A 17,284-nucleotide genomic window follows, 5' to 3' on the forward strand; every position below is an offset into this window, starting at 1 on the left:
CAAATTAATTTTTCGGACCGCCAGCAACATAAATCACTTGACCATTAACGAAGGATGATGGCTCATCAGCAAAAAAGGCAACAGCATTAGCGATATCTGCCGGCTTCCCGCTTCGACCGACAGGGATGGCAGCCACACTTGCTTGAATTAACTGCTCAAATGGAATCCCAATTCTTGCTGCTGTTTCTTTCGTCATTTCGGTTTCAATAAATCCAGGTGCAACAGAGTTTGCTGTAATCCCAAATCTACCCAACTCAATTGCCAGCGTTTTCGTAAAGCCCTGCAAGCCTGCCTTAGCTGCGGCATAATTGGCCTGACCGCGATTACCAAGAGCTGAAGTAGAAGAAATATTGATAATCCGCCCATATTTTTGTTCCACCATGTATTTTTGAACCGCACGAGCGGCATTGAAGGATCCCTTTAAATGCACATCCATTACCGTTTGCCAATCGGACTCTGTCATTTTAAATAACAGATTATCGCGAATAACTCCAGCATTATTGACCAAAATATCAACGGAACCAAACGCCTCATAAACTTCCTTAACGGCGGCTTCCACTTGCTCCGCATCAACAACATTCGCAACCTTTGAATAGACATCATAGCCTTTTTCTTTTAATTCACTCGTTGTCGCGCTCAATGCCTCTTCATTTAAATCGATAAAGGCAACCTTAGCGCCTTCCTGTGCAAAAAGTTCAACAATCCCTTTCCCAATACCTCGGCTTCCGCCTGTTACCAATGCCACTCTACCTGCAAATCTGCCTGTCATTTTTCTTCCCCCTAAAATTAAATAGATAACGCTTACAGTAAAGATTTAAACGTATTGCCCAACCTTTACATGACCCTTGATAAGATTACGTGCAATAATCATCTTCTGGATTTCATCCGTACCATCGTAGATTCTCCATAGCCTTGCTTCACGGTACCAGCGCTCAATCGGCAATTCCCTTGTGTAACCCATGCCGCCATGAATTTGCAGAACACGGTCGACGACATTGTTCCCCATATTGGCACCGTATAATTTTGCCATCGAAGCTAAGTGACGATTGTCTTCCCCGTTATCAAGCGTAAAGGCAGCGTTTAAAACCAGCCATTTAGCTGCTTCAATTTCAACCGCTGAATCCGCAATCTGCCACTGGATGGCCTGCCGTTCTGCAATTGGTTTTCCAAAGGTAACCCGTTCTTTCGCATAATCAATCGCCATTTGTAATAGGCGCTCTGCAGAACCGACTGCTCTTGCCCCTACCACCCATCTGGCAAAGCCAATCCATTCGAGTCCAAGATTGTAGCCCTTGTGTAATTCACCGAGAATGTTTTCCTCCGGAACACGGACATTTTCAAATACTAATCCGGCTGGGCCCCATTCTCCCATTGTATGTATATACTCGGATTTCCAGCCCATCGCACGATCGACAATAAAGCAAGTGACGCCTTCCCGGCCATTTGTTGATTGATGCAATTTTTTATCTGTGATGGCAATCGCCATGACAAAGTCCGCTTCATTTCCACCGGTGATAAAGGTCTTTTCTCCATTTAACACCCAGTCATTTCCATCCTTCACAGCGGTCATTTTAATATTTCTTGTATCAGATCCTGCACCAGGCTCGGTCATCGCGAAGCATGACTTCTTCTCACCATTAATTGTAGGAAGTAAATATTTTTTCTTTTGTTCTTCATTTCCGTAATAAAGAATATTATCTGCAGAACCGCCAAACTGAAAAGGGACAAATGTTTTGGATACCTCCATTAAAACAATGGCCATCATCATTTGCCCAAGGTTAGCGCCGCCGTATTCTTCAGGTGTATTAATTCCCCAAAAACCCGCTTCCTTAGCTTTTAATTGCAATTCTTTTAGTTTTCCGGCTGGGAGACTTGGCTTCCCTTCTCTTTCATTTCTCAGTACATCGTTTTCAAGTGGAATGAGCTCTTTTTCTACGAATCTTCTAATTGTTTTCTGGACCATTTTTTGTTCATCCGTCAAACGTAAATACACACCAATCACTCCATTCTTAATCTTGAAATCTAGCTTTTACCCCTAAAAAAAGAATATGCAAAAATCACCGGATACATACCTACCGGTTGGTATGTTAGTTTTATTTTATTCTGAAATTTCGGATAATACAAGGCTAAATTTAATTAAATTTATCTTTCTTGGATATTTGCCTGTTTTTTTACAAATAATATGTTTGATATTCAGATAGAATATCATCGTTTCAAAGTATCCTATGATGAGGTGATTTTAGATGAGCTACAAAGATCATTTAGATCCGCACTCGGAGTTATTTCACCACACCTTTACGAGGCCGAAACGCCAAAAGTCACAGGTGAATGGACAAACGCAAATGACGCAAAACACAATCATCTTAAGGAGCAATGCCAAGGCCCATCGCTGGTAGTGGCTAAGGTATTCGAAACGAAAATGAAAAAGCCTTTTCTCGGTAAAACGGGAAAGGGTCTTTTTTTGTCAAAAAATTTACCTTTATTCCGAAACAACTTCATATTGAAAATGCTTGTTCAGAACTATATCATTAATTACATCAAATTAAACTTGAATGGAGAACGATTATGTTTGCAAATTTCACTATCAGGGACGCGGAATTACATGATATGCCAAAAATTATCGACATATACAATTCAACCATCGCTAGCAGAATGGTAACGGCAGATTTAGAGCCCGTATCAGTAGAAAGCCGGATGAATTGGTTTAAGGAACATTCTCCAACTTTTCGTCCTTTATGGGTGGTAGAGATGGATGGTAGGTTGTGTGGCTGGGTAAGCTTTCAATCGTTCTACGGCAGACCTGCTTATCATGCTACTGCAGAAATTAGTATTTATATTGATCAAGATTTCCGTGGAAAAAAACTGGGCAAATTTCTTATCCAAAAAGCCATTGATGCCTGTCCTAAGCTCGAAATCAAGACTTTGCTTGGTTTTATCTTTGGTCATAATGAACCTAGTATTCACCTTTTTCATCGCTTTGGTTTTGAAAAGTGGGCACACTTGCCAAATGTGGCAGAACTTGATGGAATCGAGAGAGACTTACTGATCCTTGGGAAAAGAATCGTCTAAAATTCATTCCAAAACAACCCGATATCTAGTATGATATACAATAGTAGAAAAACTATTTATACACGGTGGGAAACGTACCAACTTTAAAGAACTGGAGATTTTATGAGCAAAAAAAAGCTAGTTTTCCTTTACTTTATTACTAGTTTAATTTGGATAAATGTATCGAATTTTATCATCCATCAGCTAGTGCCTTCCTCCTATATTCCTATGGTTGAGAGATCGAAGGAAATACTATATATTACCGTAACGGGCGGATTCATTTACTTTTTCCTTCATAAGAAGCAGGAATTAACTGTTTCTAAAGAAGGTCAAAATCGTTTATCCACGTTAATCAATTCCATGGTTGACTTTGTTAACTTCAAAGATGGTGAAGGAAGATGGATTGAAGCGAATGATTTTGGTTTACAGTTGTTCCAGCTTGAAAACGTAGATTATCGTGGGAAGAAGGACTCGGAACTAGCCGAATATACAGACTTTTATGGTGATGCCCTTAAGTTTTGTGAGATTTCTGATGAGGAGACATGGGAAAATAGAAAAATCACCCGGATTGAGGAAGTTCTCCCTGTTCCTGATGGTTCAACGAAAACTTTTGATACCATCAAAGTCCCGCTTTTTCATTCCGACGGCTCAAGGCAGGGATTAGTCATTATAGGTCGGGATATTACCGAAAAAAAAGAAATGGCCAGACAATTGGCAGAAAGCCAACAGCAATATAAATCCTTATTTGAGTACAGTCCGGATATCGTTTATATGTTGGATTTGGATGGAAATATTACGAATCTCAACCCCCATTTTGACGTTATCACTGGTTTCAATCGGAATGAAATGATTGGAAAAAGTGTCAAAACCATATTGGCCAAAAAATACAAACCATTCCTAAGCCGCTTTATTTCCGCTGTTGTAGAGGAAGTAAAGCCGGTTATGTATGAGATTCAAATCCAACATAAGAATGGAAAGCCGATTACCTTACAATGTACGTCTCTTCCCATCATTATCAATGGCAACATTACGGGAATTATTGGGTATGGCAAAGATGTTACCATCTTGAGAAAAACGGAGGAGCGCCTACGAAGAACAGAGAAACTTTCTGTTGTCGGGGAATTATCAGCTAGTGTTGCCCATGAAATCCGCAATCCGCTTACTTCCTTGAAGGGGTTTGTCCAGCTGTTGCAAGTGGAGGACGAGAAGCATCAACTTTATTACCAAATTATGTCGGATGAATTAGATCGAATCAATCACATCGTTGGAGAACTGTTGCTATTAGCTAAGCCGCAGCATCTTAAATTTACTAAGGCTGAAATTCAAAAGCTTTTGAATGATGTCATCTCGTTACTCCGAACCGAAGCGTCTTATTATAATGTTCAAATCGTGTCTGTTTTTCCGGAACAAGAAATATACATTGATTGTGAGCCAAACCAGCTAAAACAATTGTTTATCAATATCATAAAAAATGCTATTGAAGCATCAATCAATGGTGGAACCGTTTCAATCGGATTAGAACTACTTGAAAAGGATCTGGTTGTTATTACAGTAAAGGACAATGGCTGCGGGATTTCCAAGGGGCGATTAGAGAAAATCGGTGAGCCCTTCTATTCTTCTAAGGAAAAAGGAACAGGTTTAGGACTTACGGTCAGCTTCAAAATTGTTCAATCACATAGTGGCACCATTCGCTTTGACAGTCAGATAAATCAAGGAACATCCGTTCATATAACCCTCCCAGCCATTCATGGTAACGATAGGAAACAGAAAAAACAACAAGCCCTTTCATGACGAGCTTGTTGTTTTTTTCTTTCGATTCCGACTAAACGCAATGATAAGTAATATGGGGGGAATAATGATTTGAAATGGCCAATGTAAATAAACAGGTACCACTTTTAACCCTTCTTGAATATGTTCCGCATATGAAGAGGAAATCGTTACAGAGGCTATTAAAATAATTAAACCAATGGGAAAACTTAACTTCTGATGGTTTTTAAACTTGAATAATTCTGCTGCACCGATCACCGCGGCATAGAAAAAGATCGAGATTTTAAAGAAACAGCCAATCATCAAATAAAGCATAAATAGAACATCCAGTCGTTCAATAAAATTAGCCAACTGAATTTTCCCTATCGTAGTGAGCAGCGGGAAATTCGAGCGCTGAAAAAGGTCTACCCCTAACGTAGCTACATTTATAGCACACGTTATCGTTACGTTAATTCCAGCCAGAATCATCCCACCCATACAGGCAAGTTTTACTTTTTTATGATCATTCAAATAGGGAAGCAACATGGTGAAAACAACCATTTCCCCAAATGGAAAGGTAATCGTGCCCCTAATAAATGTGATAAACACTGGCTTCCAGCCATATTCTAAAACTGGCTGAAGATATTCCAAATGAATTAGCCCAGAAAAGAGAATGAGAAGGAAGCCAGCAGTTGCCATCAGGTAGATGACACCAAAAAATAGTTCCCCCACTCGTGCAATCACTTCAATCCCTTTATGAATCGCATAAATAATGGTCAGCATCATCAAGGCGTTAATAACAATGAGCGGGGTATTAAAATAAATAGTGGTTGTGAGTAATTCACCAAAATCACGCAATACCCGTGTCGAACAATAGATGAAATAGATAATATACAACAAGCCAAGCAGCCGTCCTATCCATTTCCCCATAATTTTTTGCACATAACTCGTTAATGGCAGTGTAGGATAATATTTATATAGTTGATAATAAACAAGAAATAGCAATAAACCACCAGCTAAGCCCAATAACATCGATATCCACGCATCTTGTTTTGCGGAAGCTCCAAGACCCACAAGAATCGCACTGCCCATTTCAAACAAAACTACCAAGATAAACATCTGGGATGCCTTGATTTTTGCCTTTTCCATTGCGTTAGCCCCTTTTCTAAGGGTTTTTAATTAAATAGTAGTTATGAAACCAAACAACCTTAAGAGCCTATTGAATTTTCCTTTCGGGTTCGAAGAAAGGCAACGACCAGCAAAATAGAGGGAATGATAATTTGAAATGGCCATTGTAGATAGATGGGTATCATTTTTATCCCCTCCTTAATATGTTCCGCATAATTAGCGGATACCGTGACAGATGCTAACAGGATAATTAATCCAATAGGGAAACTGAGCTTCTGATGGTTTTTAAATTGAAATAGGTCTGTTGCTCCCACTACCGCCGCATAGAAAAATATAGAGATTTTAAAAAAACCACCGATCACTAAATAAAGCATAAATAAGACATCAAGTCGTTCAAAAAAATTAGCCAACTGAATTTTGCCAATAGTCGTTAGCAAAGGGAAATTCGAGCGTACAAATAGATCTACACCTAGCGTGGCCACATTAATAACAGCAGTGATAGTAACATTAATTCCCGCTAAAACCATCCCGAACATACAAGCCGACTTTGCTTTTTTTTTCTCATTTAAATAGGGTAGCAGCATGGTAAATACAATCATTTCTCCAAACGGGCGCAAGTTCGTTTCTTGAAGAAAGGTGATAAACACAGGCTTCCATCCATACTCTAACACGGGTTGAAGATTTTCAAGATGAAGAATCCCCGAGAATAAAATGAAGACGAACCCAGCCAATGCCATAAAGTATATAACTCCGAAAAACAACTCTCCGACCCTTGCCATTACTTCAATCCCCTTATGGACACCATATATAATCGTTAGCATCATTAACGAGTTAATCACAATGAGCGGAGTATTAAAATAAATAGTAGTCGTTAATAATTCTCCGAAATCACGCAATACTCTTGTCGCGAAGTACATAAAATAGATGATATATAACAGGCCGATCCCCCTTCCCATCCATTTCCCAGTAATCTTTTGAACATAACTCGTTAATGGCAACCCAGGGTAAAAAGAATAAAGCTGGTAATAAATAAGAAATAGTAGCAAGCCGCAAGCTAGTCCTATCAAGATAGCGATCCATGCATCTTGTTTTGCCGAAACTCCCGGAACAATAAGAATCGCACTCCCCATTTCAAAGAGGACCACTAATATAAACAGTTGTGACCCTTTTATTTTTGCCTTTTCCATTGCGGCTTCCCCTTTTCTAAGGGTCATTTATTAAAATCTGACCAAAACGGCTTAGTCCGAATTCCTTCACGGCGAATATAGGAATCAACTTTCACGTTTACTTCAAGATTCGCAAAATGATCTCCCCAATTAGCTTTTAATTTGTTCCATAATTTCGGGTTTTTCCGATGAACGCTTTCCCCAAATCCAAAAATATCACTCTTCATTTTTTGCGCTTTTTTTACGGTGGCTTCGATTTGCTGTTTTATCTCCTTTTCAACCAACTTGTCTATTTTCTCTATTTCGGTTGGATTCGTTAAGTCTACATCCGTATTCGCTTCGCTAATCCAGCCTTCATCTTCAATGGCAATTTGGATAACTGGCTTTTCATTTCTAATCTTAACTGAAACCTTTGTTTTGGTTCGTAAAACGGCCATTGTGATCGCATTTTTTTTGCCATTCCAATCGACATTCACAGAAGTGCTTTTAACCCGATCCAAAATCCAAATCACGCCGCGGGCCTTTTCATGATCAATCCAGCCGATTAATTTCCCTTTATTAAAAACGGCTAATCCATGAGCGGCAAGGACAGACATTGCTTTTGTAGTCTCTAATTCTTTTGCCTTCCCTACCATTTCCTTGTCGCCGGTTATTCTAAAACCATTCACAATCGGATCCTTCCCTTTACTAATAAGCCCGTTTAGGAAGTCATCGATATTAATACTCATATTTTCACCAAACATCGCTTCTGTCGCTTTAATCTCTTTCGTAATCTTATTTACTGGCATTTTATCAAGGTTCGCCAGTGCAGATACTAATAATTCTGCGGAAGTATCTCTCATAATCACTAGCTCTGTTGTCGTTCTAAATTCCGGATCCCTGTCCAATGCATCCATAATATCAAGGAGTCCATTCCTGGCTACTTCTTCGCTTACAGCAATTAAATTTGTATGTGCATAATATAAGCGCCGCGATATTTTCTTTGTCGCTTTTCTTGCTGCCTCTGTTAAGGTATCCCCGGAGCTTTTATAAACAGCAATGGGCAGGCCTTGTCCCCCGCCATTTTGACCCGAAGACACATTCCCAGGATTCACAATTTGAAACGAAACATCAAATTTTTTATTTTCACCCTTGTCGATTCCCATTGCCATGACGAAGGCTAAATCAGTCAATTCCTTTTGATTCCAGCATCCGCTTAGAGTAGGTAATAATAGTAACACTAGTACTGATATGGAAATGATCTTTTTCATCATGATTCACCATTTGATGTTTGATTATTGTCATCTTGATTTGGCGGTTCTGGTTTTTGATGTTCTCCCGTCCTTACGGTATTCCCCTTACTGATAAACATTGGCCGATTTTTCATTGCCCATACAGGAAAACGAACAAAGACATCTTGTTGATTTTTGATGCTGAAAGGTGCTAAAGGCATCATGTATGGGATGCCAAATGAACGTAGTGAACATAAATGGATAGCCATAAACATCAAACCCAACATGATCCCGTAAAGACCCAAAACGGTTGCTAAGCCCATCAGAATAAAACGAATAAGCCTGGCAGCAATCGCCATGGCGAAACTTGGCGTGGAAAAATTGGCGATAGCTGTCAAAGAAACCACGATCACCATAACAGCTGACACAATCCCGGCTTGGACTGCTGCCTGGCCAATGACCAAGGCCCCAACGATAGAAACTGCTTGACCAACAGCTCTTGGCAGCCTTAATCCAGCCTCTCTTAAGATTTCAAAGAGAATTTCCATGATTAATGCCTCGATAAAGGCAGGAAAGGGTACATTTTCTCTTTGTGCCGCAATCGCAATCGCCATTGATGTTGGAATCATCTCCTGATGGAAGGTTGTTATCGCAATATAAGCGGCTGGTCCAATTAAAGCAATAAAGAAGGATAAAATCCTTAAAATACGAATACCGGTTGAAATATCAAATCGTGAATAATAGTCATCTGGAGCCTGGAAAAATTGTATAAAAATGGCGGGAGCAGTTACCACAAAAGGTGTCCCATCCACAATCACGGCAATCCTGCCTTCAAGTATATGTGATGTAACGACATCCGGTCTTTCGGAATGATACGTTGTCGGAAAGGTTGTCCATGCCTGATCCTCAATCAATTGTTCCACATATCCCGACGCCTGGATCGAATCGATGTCGATTCTTTTTAAACGCTCCTTAATCTCTTCGACAATTTTTTCATTTGCGATCCCTTTCAAATACATAATTCCGACATCTGTTTGAGATACCCTGCCAATTTTCATGGATTCCAACCATAAATTTGGGCTTTTAATTCTTCGTCTGATTAAAGCAGTATTGGTTCTGAATGTTTCTGTAAAAGAGTCCTTAGGACCGCGTATGGCCAATTGGGTGGAAGGTTCCGTAATGGAGCGCTTCTCCCATCCCTTTGTTTCCACGCTAATGGCCCTGTTATAGCTATCTAAGAAAAATAAAGTATTTCCTGACAGGAGCATGTCATATACCTGATTCCAGTTTGTGATAATCTGAATAGTTCCCAGGCTTACTGACCTTTCTGCCAATAATTGAAAAGAATCGAAAAGGTTATGTGTTAATTCTTCTTCTGTTAAAGACTCCATGAAATACTCACTAACCAATTGCTCGTTAGCTAACCCATCAACATAGACACAATTTCCTTTTTTACGATCAAATTTAAATTCACGGAAGACTATATCCGTGCTATTGCCAAACTCCTCCTTTATGCGCGTAATATTTTCTTGATAATCCGTCAGGATCGATAATTCTTCCGGTTTTTGTGGATCTTGCTTTTGGCGATAATTATCGTTCTGCCGCTTTTTTTGCTTCTTTTTCAACATACTTGATAAAATCGACACAAGCTCCACCCCACTTCAACTAAATCCATATTGGGTATTTTCCCCAAGCTGCATATGTTTATCCATTTTTACCATAATACTTTCGAGTATAAAGAATTCATTAAGTGAAAATATAAGAGTAATGTGGATTGAAGGTGAAATAAATGAAGCAATTTTTTGTTGCCACTTTGTTAGCATTTGGTATGTTTTTCCTCATGATATTTTTAGATCTTAAAATGGGGGTCACACCAAACGGTGTCATCTGGAAAACCATAAATCCATTCCGGGTCATGGAGCCGGCGGAATATATTATTGTGATTTTGTTTATTCTCTTCTTCCTTCTTCAGGCGTTATTGTCTTTTATAAAGAAGAAACGCCAAAGTAGCCCGCCATCTAATTAAAAATGAGCCACAAAAAAAGAGCTCAATGCCTATTGCGAGCTCTTTTCCTTATTCATTTCATGAATTTCTACAACTTGTTTCCTCTTGAAAAAACGCCAAACTGCTTTTAGTCTATTGTTCCACTTTCTTTTCCTTTCCACATTTGGGCCGTACACATAGCGATTCCAAAAATAATAGATGGATTCCTCCAACACCATTAATAGGCTGAAAAATCCGGCAATCACAATAATAGAAGTCCACATGAGAAGGTCCCCTTTTCAAAAGGATTGTTTATCCTATTGTATCAAACAATTACCAAATTGTGGTTAAATCGGGCTCGGAATTTTCTGTCTCATTTGAGAATATGGAATCTATTTCACGAAAAAGGTCAGGTTCACGCTTGAACCTGACTTTTTGAGATTTGCCCAGCTCCAGGGCATATGCCGCCGACCTGGGTGCTAGCGCCTCTTTTTTAATTCGGATCCTTATATGTTAAGGCCCGTTCACTATCACCGTAACCCTTCGTGGTTGGATCCTGAACAATTCCTAACATGGACAACAGGACAAATACGGCATTTACAAATGTTAAAATGGAATTTTGGATTGCATCGGTGATTTGAAAATCGACTAAACCTAAAGAATGTAAACAGGCTGTCACTACCTGGGCGACAATTAAAATTTGAGACACAAAAGCAATTACCCAGTTTTTATTTCTAAACCGCACTTTCCAGTTAATCATAAGTTCATCCCTTCCCTTCCCAATATGCTATAGGTCTTTCTGCTAACATATGCTTGGACCGGAACAGGATTGCCCATGATTATCTCGGTTTCTTATTTATTTACACTTCTCTACGCATCGCTTTTAATACATCGACCTTTGTTGCTCGTTGTGCCGGACGGTATCCAGAAAGAATCGTTACACCAAAACAAATAACTACACAGATGATTGGCAATACAAGCGGAATTTCACTAAAGACGATATCCATTTCTGTTTCTTGACCAAATGCTTGTTTAATAATTAGCGGAATGGCAAAATTGACGGCGAAACTGATACCATAGGACACAATTGTCCCGATAACGGCGCCAATCAAGCCAATATAGCTGCTTTCAAGTAGAAAAATCCGTTTAATCGTTTTGGGACTAGCGCCTATTGCCTTCATGATGCCGATGTCCGGTGACCGTTCCGTTACTGCCATGGTCATCGTATTATAGATACCAATTGAAGCAATGAGAATGGCAATCGTTCCGATAAAAATCAGCCCGGCTTTTGCGATCAAAAAGACCATATTCACTTCCTTCAATTCATTCACAACGGAATAGGTCGCATATTTTTCCTTTGTTAGTTGATCAGAAATACTTTGCACGGCCTCCATATTTTTCGCATAAATCTTGACATCATCATAAGAATTCTTCTGCGTAGTTAAATCCTTCGGAACTTCACTATTCGCATCTAACAGGTAGCCTTTTGGCGTCCCTGTAAAAGCCTCAATCTCCTTTAACGTTTGTTCGGAAATAAAGATACTTCGATCCTCGGCCCAAACCTTCGTTGGCTTCTTTGAAATGCCGACCACTGTCAAAGGAATTATTCTTTCCTGTTGTTTGCCTTCTTTATATTGTAGGATCGTTAATTCAATCTTTTCGCCAATTATCTTACCCGTATAACGATACTCCGCTTTTATTTCCCCCTTTTCATCATACATATCATCCGGAGCATCTTTTTGAGCTAGATTAAGCGGGAAATTATAGCCAACCACGATTTCATCTTGACTTTTGGGCAAACGTCCCTTTGATAGTTCAAACCCCGCTTTCACCTCTGATGGAAAGTTTGCTACATACGTTTCCGTTTGTTCTTGATAATTCCCTATCGTATAGGTACCGCCCTGCTGGAGCATTTTTCGTCTGGTAACAGCTTTTACATCCTTTAGCTTCTCAAATTTGCGGATATCCTTATCGTTTAAAGGACGAAACCCGCCTTGATCATTTAATTCTTGGCCATGGACATCAATTTGCGTTATTACCCTACGCTCCGTAATTTCCTTCACTACCGATTTCTGTAAACCAAAGCCGACGGAGGCGAGAACAATCAGGAACGCACAGCCCATTGCAGTAGCGAGAATCGTCATAAACACTCTCGTTCTATTTTTCTTCATATTTTGTCGGACGAAACGGAATTGGTCTTTTACCTTCATGCCAGCACCTCCTCAACAATGCGGCCATCCCTTAATTCAATCTTGCGGCTCCCGATATCTGCCACCTTATCATCATGAGTAATGATTAAAAATGTAATACCCAAATCCCGGTTCAGTTCCCGAATGAAGTCTAGCAATTCTTCCTCTGTTTCACTATCAAGACTCCCCGTCGGTTCATCGGCAAGAATAATCGGTGGATTCACAATTAAGGCACGTGCGATACTGACGCGCTGCTGCTGACCACCCGATAATTCTCCAGGGTAATGATCCTGATAATCTAGTAACCCCACTTTCGCCAGCATCATTTCAGTTTGTATTTTTCTTTCCATCTCGTTAACCCCTTTTAAGATCAACGGGAGTTCAACATTTTGAAAGGCGGTCATACTTGGAATCAATTGAAAGCTTTGAAAAATAAAGCCCAGATTTTTTATCCGAAAATCTGCAAATTTCGTTTCATTTAGATCCGTTACCTTTTCGCCCCTAATCCAAATTTCACCCGCTTTTGGATGGATAAAACCGCTTACTAGATTTAGAAGTGTTGATTTTCCTGACCCGCTTCTGCCAACAATGGTAACAATTTCTCCCTTTTCAACGGTGAAAGAAATATCTCTTAGTACCGGAATAATCGTTTGTCTTCCCTTTTTTCCAATGACAAAATCATGACGTAAGTTTTTTATTGTAATCATTTTTTCCTCCTGCTCCCAATCACTTCACACTATTAGACGTAACAAATTGCCTGGACCCCTACAGTTTTTTTAAATCCCTCAAAAACATTTTTCAATAGATGAAAAAAAAACAGTTTTATTGGTCTTTTTCTACCAGAAAATTTATAATAGATGAAGCGAAAATTTCTATTTAATAGTCAGGAGATAACATGGAGAAATTACACCCTTTTCGGGACATGATCGTTCGTTTCTGGAAAAAAAGACATCTAACACAAATTATCTTATTACTACTCCTTGTTGTTGTATTAGGTACCATCCTCTATTTCGGCTGGCTGGCAACAAGGGCGAATGTAGAATCATTGAAAGAAGGTCTTAGCCAGCCCACAGTTATCTATGACCATACTGGCAAGGTGGCAAGTAATGTTGCCACCAATCGGACAAAAGGGGTAAAAATCGAGGAGTTGCCGAAATATGTTCCACATGCCGTTGTCGCAATTGAAGACGAGCGTTTTTATGAACATAGCGGTTTTGATGTAAAGGGAATTGCCCGTGCTTTTTTCAGCAATTTGTTTGCCGGAAGGGTTACTGGGGGCGGCAGCACGTTAACGCAGCAGTTGACCAAAAATGCCCTCCTTTCACCTGAACGCACCTATAAGCGAAAAGCAGAAGAATTATTTTTAGCTGTAAAAATCGAGAAGGTTTACAGCAAAGCGGAAATTTTACAAATGTATATCAACCAGGTTTATTTTGGCAGCAACTCCTGGGGTATCAGTAGTGCCTCAAAAAAATATTTTAATAAGGACATTAAAGATGTGTCGATCAGTGAGGCAGCGATGTTAGCTGGACTCCTGCATGCACCAAATTACCTTAATCCTTATAATAACTATGACCTAGCCATGAAACGACGCAACGTTGTTTTAGGAAAAATGAAGGAGCTTGGCTTTATTTCTTCCCAAGAATACAACACAGCGAAAAAAGAAAAAATTCGGCTGCAGGATGGCGGCGGCAGCTTTGTGGAGCGAAAATATCCCTATTATGTGGATGCTGTTTTAAACGAAGCTATTTCTAAATATGGACTCACCCAAGAAGAGATTTTAACAAGAGGGTATCGCATCTATACAGAAATGGATCAAAACCTGCAAGCACAACTTGAAAAAGTCTATAGTAATGACTCCTTGTTTCCAAGAGGAAAAGGAAATACTTTAGTCCAAAGCGGGTCTGTGCTAATGGATCCAGCCTCAGGCGGTGTTAGAGCACTTGTCGGCGGCAGGGGTGAGCATGTGTTTCGCGGTTTTAACAGGGCGACCCAGCTACAGGCTCAGCCGGGGTCAGCGATTAAACCGCTTGCTGTCTATACGCCTGCCCTTGAAAACGGCTACACCTATTCTTCCGAACTTGTCGATGAACCAACGTCATTTGGAAATTACAAACCAGAGAATTTTACGAAGACATTTCAAGGAAAGGTTCAACTTTATAAAGCGCTTGAAGAGTCGCTAAATGTTCCGGCCGTATGGTTGTTAAATGAAATAGGCTTGAATAAAGGCATAGATTCGTTAAAACGTTTTGGCATTCCCACAGTGAAGGAAGACAAAAATCTGGCCATTGCCCTTGGCGGCATGAGTAAAGGAGTTTCCCCGCTGCAAATGGCAAATGCTTTTTCGACCTTTGCAAATGGAGGAAAACGCCAGGATCACCACTTAATTACTAAAATCGTCGGTCCAACCGGGAAAACCATCGCCGAACGGGAAGCGAAAACAACCAATGTTACTTCTAAAAAGGTGGCAGATGAAATGACATCCATGCTGCTAAATGTAGTAGAATCTGGAACAGGGAAGAATGCACATATTCCACATATGGAAATTGCCGGGAAAACAGGATCAACCCAGCTCCCATTTGGGGATGTGAATGGAACAAAGGATCAGTGGATGGTCGGCTATACCCCAAACATTGTGGGCGCTATCTGGATTGGCTACGATCAAACAGACCGAGTACATTATCTGCCAAGTTCAAGTTCTTCTAATGTGGTACCGATTTTCAAAGAAATCATGAGGGAAACATTGCCACTCCTTCCAAAGGAAAGCTTTGACGTGACATCGATTAATGCTCAGCTTGCCGGCGAGGCAGCCCCAGATAAAAGCATCCATGATCAGGCAAAAGAGATTGGCAAAGAATTAAATGAAAATGCCAAAAAAATAGGATCAGTGATAAAAGAACAAGCCCCAGGATGGAAGAATGGCTTGGAAAAGGCATTTTATACGATTGGCAAAGGGATTGATTCAATAGTGGAAAAAGTGAAAGGAATGAAAGAATAGCACGCAATCGCTGCGTGCTATTTTATTTTTAAAGAATGGAAGTAATCCCCGGCTATTCTCCTTACCTGTTCATCATGATCGGCATCATAAACAACGATAAAGCATGTAGCCGGACCTGATGATTTTAAAAGATCGACATTTGTGACGATCTTTTCAGCGGTAAACTGTTTATTGATAAATATCTGATTCAATTCGGATAATATGCCTTTCGAACCAACAGACCAAATCAACACTTCATTTAGCTGATTGATCTCTTGAAAGACTGAAAGTGGAACGATTTCATCATTCTGTGCCATCACTTCAGGACCAACTAAAGGTAAGCCTATTACGGCAAAAGTCCAATTGCTAGAGAATAACAACTCAGACTTTTTATTCAAACCTTTCCGTCCCAGGACCATTAATCCAACTGCCGATTGCAGCATCATAAAATTACTTTCCGTACTCCCTGTAATAGAAATATCTTTTAACCCAAGTTCATTTGCTCCTTTTTTGACGCCCTGTAAAAGTTCTTCCCATGGTTCATTTCCACAAAAATTGTTAAGAACGACAGATAGGGGCTGCCCCCCTGCTGCCATGCATTCCATGACCGCAACTCTAAAGGAGTAATAGGTAACTGTTTCGTATGGAACCTGAACAAAGTCTTGTTCCTTCATCCCAATTCCTCCGCTATTATCACAAGCGATAATAAGTGAATCCTCCGCATGAATGGGAATGGTTAAAATATCCCTCATTGGTTTGCCTCATTCTTCATGAATGGATTTGAAAACAGGGACGAGAGTCGTGGAATGGCAATGTATGCCATTCCACTATTTATGATCGATCCGATCAGCAAGGATGGGACAATCGCCAAATAAAAGCCTTTATTTAGTATAAAAATAAACGGGATCGGTGCTACAATGGCATTCCCAAGGATAAAAAGCACACTTGCTAAAACCTTTTTGCTGTTTTTATAAAGGTATCCAAAAAGCCACACAAGTAAAGCCATTTCCGCTGCGATTAAAAAGTGCATAGGGCCTAATGGAAACCCGCCTACTACGGCAGATAATAAATGCCCAAATACAGCTACAATGGCTCCCGCGCCACTGCCCAGTAAGACTGCAGCCAAAAGCGCTGGGAAGGCATCCAATGCTACAGTACCAATAATTGCGGGAATCTTAATGACAGCGCCGACAACAGACAAGGCAGTAAACATGGCGAGCCAGCTGACTATTTTACCTTTCATCTACTTTTCCTCCTTGCGCTTCCCATCCCTAAACACTCTAGCACTACGAACATATTCCACGTCACCCACATGTAGTCGGAAGTTAATGACTCTTGCTAAGGCAAAAAAATAATCTGATAAACGATTTAGATATTGCAGGGCAATTTCGGGAGTTTTCGGGTCAGCTTTTACTAGTTTTACCACTAATCTTTCTGCTCTCCTTGTAACCGTTCTAGCAATATGAATGGAGGCTGATGGCTTCGTACCACCAGGTAAAATAAACCGTTCCAGTTCTGGTGCCTCTGCAATATATTCGTCAATTTTCTGTTCCAGGTAGTCAATCGATTCTTGCTGAAGCTTTAACTCCCGTTTTTCCGTAACATTTGCCAGGTCGCCCCCGCAATCGAATAATTCATGTTGAATTTTTTCCAGATCACCAAGAACATCCTTGAAAATTTCCTGATCAAGTTCCTGGATGGCCTGCCCTACAAAGGAATTTACTTCATCAACTGTTCCGTATGCCTCAACCCTTGTATCATCTTTATCTACCCTACCGCCAATAATACTTGTTTTTCCTTTGTCACCTGTTCTTGTATAAATTCTCATTTCAAAT

The 17,284-nt window shown here is 40.1% G+C and carries 18 protein-coding genes; 5 read left to right on the forward strand and 13 right to left on the reverse strand.

The window, feature by feature from the left end; genetic code table 11:
- Nucleotides 1–4: 4 nt before the first annotated feature.
- The gene (gene fabG / locus G6554_RS18520) at nt 5–769 is read right to left on the reverse strand and encodes a 3-oxoacyl-ACP reductase FabG (RefSeq protein WP_166244547.1); all 765 of its coding nucleotides are present in this window, start codon (nt 767–769) and stop codon (nt 5–7) included.
- 45 nt (nt 770–814) lie between these two features.
- On the reverse strand, nt 815–1,993 hold the full coding sequence (locus G6554_RS18525; RefSeq protein ID WP_166244549.1) for an acyl-CoA dehydrogenase family protein: 1,179 nt from the start codon (nt 1,991–1,993) through the stop codon (nt 815–817).
- Nucleotides 1,994–2,243: 250 nt separating this feature from the next.
- Between G6554_RS18525 and G6554_RS18530 the strand changes: the two genes are divergently transcribed.
- From G6554_RS18530 to G6554_RS18540, 3 genes are all read left to right on the forward strand, one after another.
- Nucleotides 2,244–2,396 carry a YpzG family protein gene (locus G6554_RS18530; RefSeq protein ID WP_166244551.1) on the forward strand — a complete coding sequence of 51 codons (153 nt, stop codon included), beginning with the start codon at nt 2,244–2,246 and terminating at the stop codon, nt 2,394–2,396.
- Nucleotides 2,397–2,565: 169 nt separating this feature from the next.
- A complete protein-coding gene (locus tag G6554_RS18535) occupies nt 2,566–3,069 on the forward strand; it encodes a GNAT family N-acetyltransferase (RefSeq protein WP_166244553.1) in 504 nt (167 codons plus the stop codon).
- A gap of 102 nt (nt 3,070–3,171) precedes the next feature.
- Nucleotides 3,172–4,839 carry a PAS domain S-box protein gene (locus G6554_RS18540; RefSeq protein ID WP_166244555.1) on the forward strand — a complete coding sequence of 556 codons (1,668 nt, stop codon included), beginning with the start codon at nt 3,172–3,174 and terminating at the stop codon, nt 4,837–4,839.
- Here G6554_RS18540 and G6554_RS18545 read toward each other — a convergent pair.
- Genes G6554_RS18545 through G6554_RS18560 form a run of 4 tightly spaced genes read right to left on the reverse strand, consistent with a single transcriptional unit; the run spans nt 4,834 to nt 9,927 of the window.
- A complete protein-coding gene (locus G6554_RS18545; RefSeq protein WP_166244557.1) occupies nt 4,834–5,943 on the reverse strand; it encodes a GerAB/ArcD/ProY family transporter in 1,110 nt (369 codons plus the stop codon). The genes G6554_RS18540 and G6554_RS18545 overlap by 6 nt on opposite strands.
- A 59-nt stretch (nt 5,944–6,002) precedes the next feature.
- Complete coding sequence (locus G6554_RS18550) at nt 6,003–7,109, reverse strand: GerAB/ArcD/ProY family transporter (RefSeq protein WP_166244559.1); 1,107 nt, start codon at nt 7,107–7,109, stop codon at nt 6,003–6,005.
- Between the two features lie 23 nt (nt 7,110–7,132).
- Nucleotides 7,133–8,341, reverse strand: coding sequence for a Ger(x)C family spore germination protein (locus G6554_RS18555; RefSeq protein ID WP_166244561.1), 1,209 nt, complete (start codon nt 8,339–8,341; stop codon nt 7,133–7,135).
- The gene (locus tag G6554_RS18560) at nt 8,338–9,927 is read right to left on the reverse strand and encodes a spore germination protein (protein WP_166244608.1); all 1,590 of its coding nucleotides are present in this window, start codon (nt 9,925–9,927) and stop codon (nt 8,338–8,340) included. The genes G6554_RS18555 and G6554_RS18560 overlap by 4 nt, the downstream gene beginning before the upstream one ends.
- 161 nt (nt 9,928–10,088) lie before the next feature.
- On the opposite strand from G6554_RS18560, the gene G6554_RS18565 reads away from it, so the two are divergent.
- Nucleotides 10,089–10,325 carry a YczF family membrane protein gene (locus G6554_RS18565; protein WP_166244563.1) on the forward strand — a complete coding sequence of 79 codons (237 nt, stop codon included), beginning with the start codon at nt 10,089–10,091 and terminating at the stop codon, nt 10,323–10,325.
- A 29-nt stretch (nt 10,326–10,354) separates the two neighbouring features.
- Here G6554_RS18565 and G6554_RS18570 read toward each other — a convergent pair whose 3' ends face one another.
- The 4 genes from G6554_RS18570 to G6554_RS18585 all read right to left on the reverse strand — a co-directional run bounded on the left by G6554_RS18570 (nt 10,355) and on the right by G6554_RS18585 (nt 13,179).
- Nucleotides 10,355–10,567 (reverse strand): hypothetical protein, encoded by a 213-nt coding sequence (locus G6554_RS18570; RefSeq protein WP_166244565.1) that lies wholly within the window; start codon nt 10,565–10,567, stop codon nt 10,355–10,357.
- A 209-nt stretch (nt 10,568–10,776) separates the two neighbouring features.
- A complete protein-coding gene (locus G6554_RS18575) occupies nt 10,777–11,043 on the reverse strand; it encodes a phage holin (RefSeq protein WP_166244567.1) in 267 nt (88 codons plus the stop codon).
- A gap of 100 nt (nt 11,044–11,143) precedes the next feature.
- Nucleotides 11,144–12,493: an ABC transporter permease gene (locus G6554_RS18580; RefSeq protein WP_166244569.1), complete on the reverse strand. Its 1,350-nt coding sequence runs from the start codon at nt 12,491–12,493 to the stop codon at nt 11,144–11,146.
- Nucleotides 12,490–13,179, reverse strand: coding sequence for an ABC transporter ATP-binding protein (locus tag G6554_RS18585; RefSeq protein ID WP_166244571.1), 690 nt, complete (start codon nt 13,177–13,179; stop codon nt 12,490–12,492). Before G6554_RS18585 ends, G6554_RS18580 begins: the two co-directional genes overlap by 4 nt.
- Nucleotides 13,180–13,367: 188 nt before the next feature.
- Between G6554_RS18585 and G6554_RS18590 the strand changes: the two genes are divergently transcribed.
- The gene (locus G6554_RS18590) at nt 13,368–15,470 is read left to right on the forward strand and encodes a transglycosylase domain-containing protein (protein WP_166244573.1); all 2,103 of its coding nucleotides are present in this window, start codon (nt 13,368–13,370) and stop codon (nt 15,468–15,470) included.
- A gap of 17 nt (nt 15,471–15,487) precedes the next feature.
- Here the strand turns inward: G6554_RS18590 and G6554_RS18595 are convergent, their stop codons facing one another.
- Genes G6554_RS18595 through G6554_RS18605 form a run of 3 tightly spaced genes read right to left on the reverse strand, consistent with a single transcriptional unit; the run spans nt 15,488 to nt 17,277 of the window.
- Entirely contained in the window at nt 15,488–16,201 is a 714-nt protein-coding gene (locus tag G6554_RS18595; RefSeq protein WP_166244575.1) for an ATP-binding protein, read from the reverse strand.
- Nucleotides 16,198–16,692 (reverse strand): ECF transporter S component, encoded by a 495-nt coding sequence (locus G6554_RS18600; RefSeq protein WP_166244577.1) that lies wholly within the window; start codon nt 16,690–16,692, stop codon nt 16,198–16,200. The genes G6554_RS18595 and G6554_RS18600 overlap by 4 nt, the downstream gene beginning before the upstream one ends.
- Nucleotides 16,693–17,277, reverse strand: a complete 585-nt coding sequence (locus tag G6554_RS18605; RefSeq protein WP_166244579.1) for a cob(I)yrinic acid a,c-diamide adenosyltransferase — start codon at nt 17,275–17,277, stop codon at nt 16,693–16,695. It abuts the gene before it with no gap.
- Nucleotides 17,278–17,284: the final 7 nt, after the last annotated feature.

Origin of the sequence: Bacillus sp. MM2020_4 (assembly GCF_011250555.1) — a bacterium.
In the GTDB taxonomy this organism is placed as follows: Bacteria; Bacillota; Bacilli; order Bacillales; family Cytobacillaceae; genus Neobacillus.

Excerpts from the sequence above, each read along its gene's own strand:
- fabG (WP_166244547.1), bottom strand. The coding sequence starts at position 769 with ATGACAGGCAGATTTGCAGGTAGAGTGGCATTGGTAACAGGCGGAAGC.
- G6554_RS18530 (WP_166244551.1), top strand. The coding sequence starts at position 2,244 with ATGAGCTACAAAGATCATTTAGATCCGCACTCGGAGTTATTTCACCAC.
- G6554_RS18535 (WP_166244553.1), top strand. The coding sequence starts at position 2,566 with ATGTTTGCAAATTTCACTATCAGGGACGCGGAATTACATGATATGCCA.
- G6554_RS18540 (WP_166244555.1), top strand. The coding sequence starts at position 3,172 with ATGAGCAAAAAAAAGCTAGTTTTCCTTTACTTTATTACTAGTTTAATT.
- G6554_RS18545 (WP_166244557.1), bottom strand. The coding sequence starts at position 5,943 with ATGGAAAAGGCAAAAATCAAGGCATCCCAGATGTTTATCTTGGTAGTT.
- G6554_RS18550 (WP_166244559.1), bottom strand. The coding sequence starts at position 7,109 with ATGGAAAAGGCAAAAATAAAAGGGTCACAACTGTTTATATTAGTGGTC.
- G6554_RS18555 (WP_166244561.1), bottom strand. The coding sequence starts at position 8,341 with ATGATGAAAAAGATCATTTCCATATCAGTACTAGTGTTACTATTATTA.
- G6554_RS18560 (WP_166244608.1), bottom strand. The coding sequence starts at position 9,927 with ATGTTGAAAAAGAAGCAAAAAAAGCGGCAGAACGATAATTATCGCCAA.
- G6554_RS18565 (WP_166244563.1), top strand. The coding sequence starts at position 10,089 with ATGAAGCAATTTTTTGTTGCCACTTTGTTAGCATTTGGTATGTTTTTC.
- G6554_RS18570 (WP_166244565.1), bottom strand. The coding sequence starts at position 10,567 with ATGTGGACTTCTATTATTGTGATTGCCGGATTTTTCAGCCTATTAATG.
- G6554_RS18575 (WP_166244567.1), bottom strand. The coding sequence starts at position 11,043 with ATGATTAACTGGAAAGTGCGGTTTAGAAATAAAAACTGGGTAATTGCT.
- G6554_RS18580 (WP_166244569.1), bottom strand. The coding sequence starts at position 12,493 with ATGAAGGTAAAAGACCAATTCCGTTTCGTCCGACAAAATATGAAGAAA.
- G6554_RS18585 (WP_166244571.1), bottom strand. The coding sequence starts at position 13,179 with ATGATTACAATAAAAAACTTACGTCATGATTTTGTCATTGGAAAAAAG.
- G6554_RS18590 (WP_166244573.1), top strand. The coding sequence starts at position 13,368 with ATGGAGAAATTACACCCTTTTCGGGACATGATCGTTCGTTTCTGGAAA.
- G6554_RS18595 (WP_166244575.1), bottom strand. The coding sequence starts at position 16,201 with ATGAGGGATATTTTAACCATTCCCATTCATGCGGAGGATTCACTTATT.
- G6554_RS18600 (WP_166244577.1), bottom strand. The coding sequence starts at position 16,692 with ATGAAAGGTAAAATAGTCAGCTGGCTCGCCATGTTTACTGCCTTGTCT.
- G6554_RS18605 (WP_166244579.1), bottom strand. The coding sequence starts at position 17,277 with ATGAGAATTTATACAAGAACAGGTGACAAAGGAAAAACAAGTATTATT.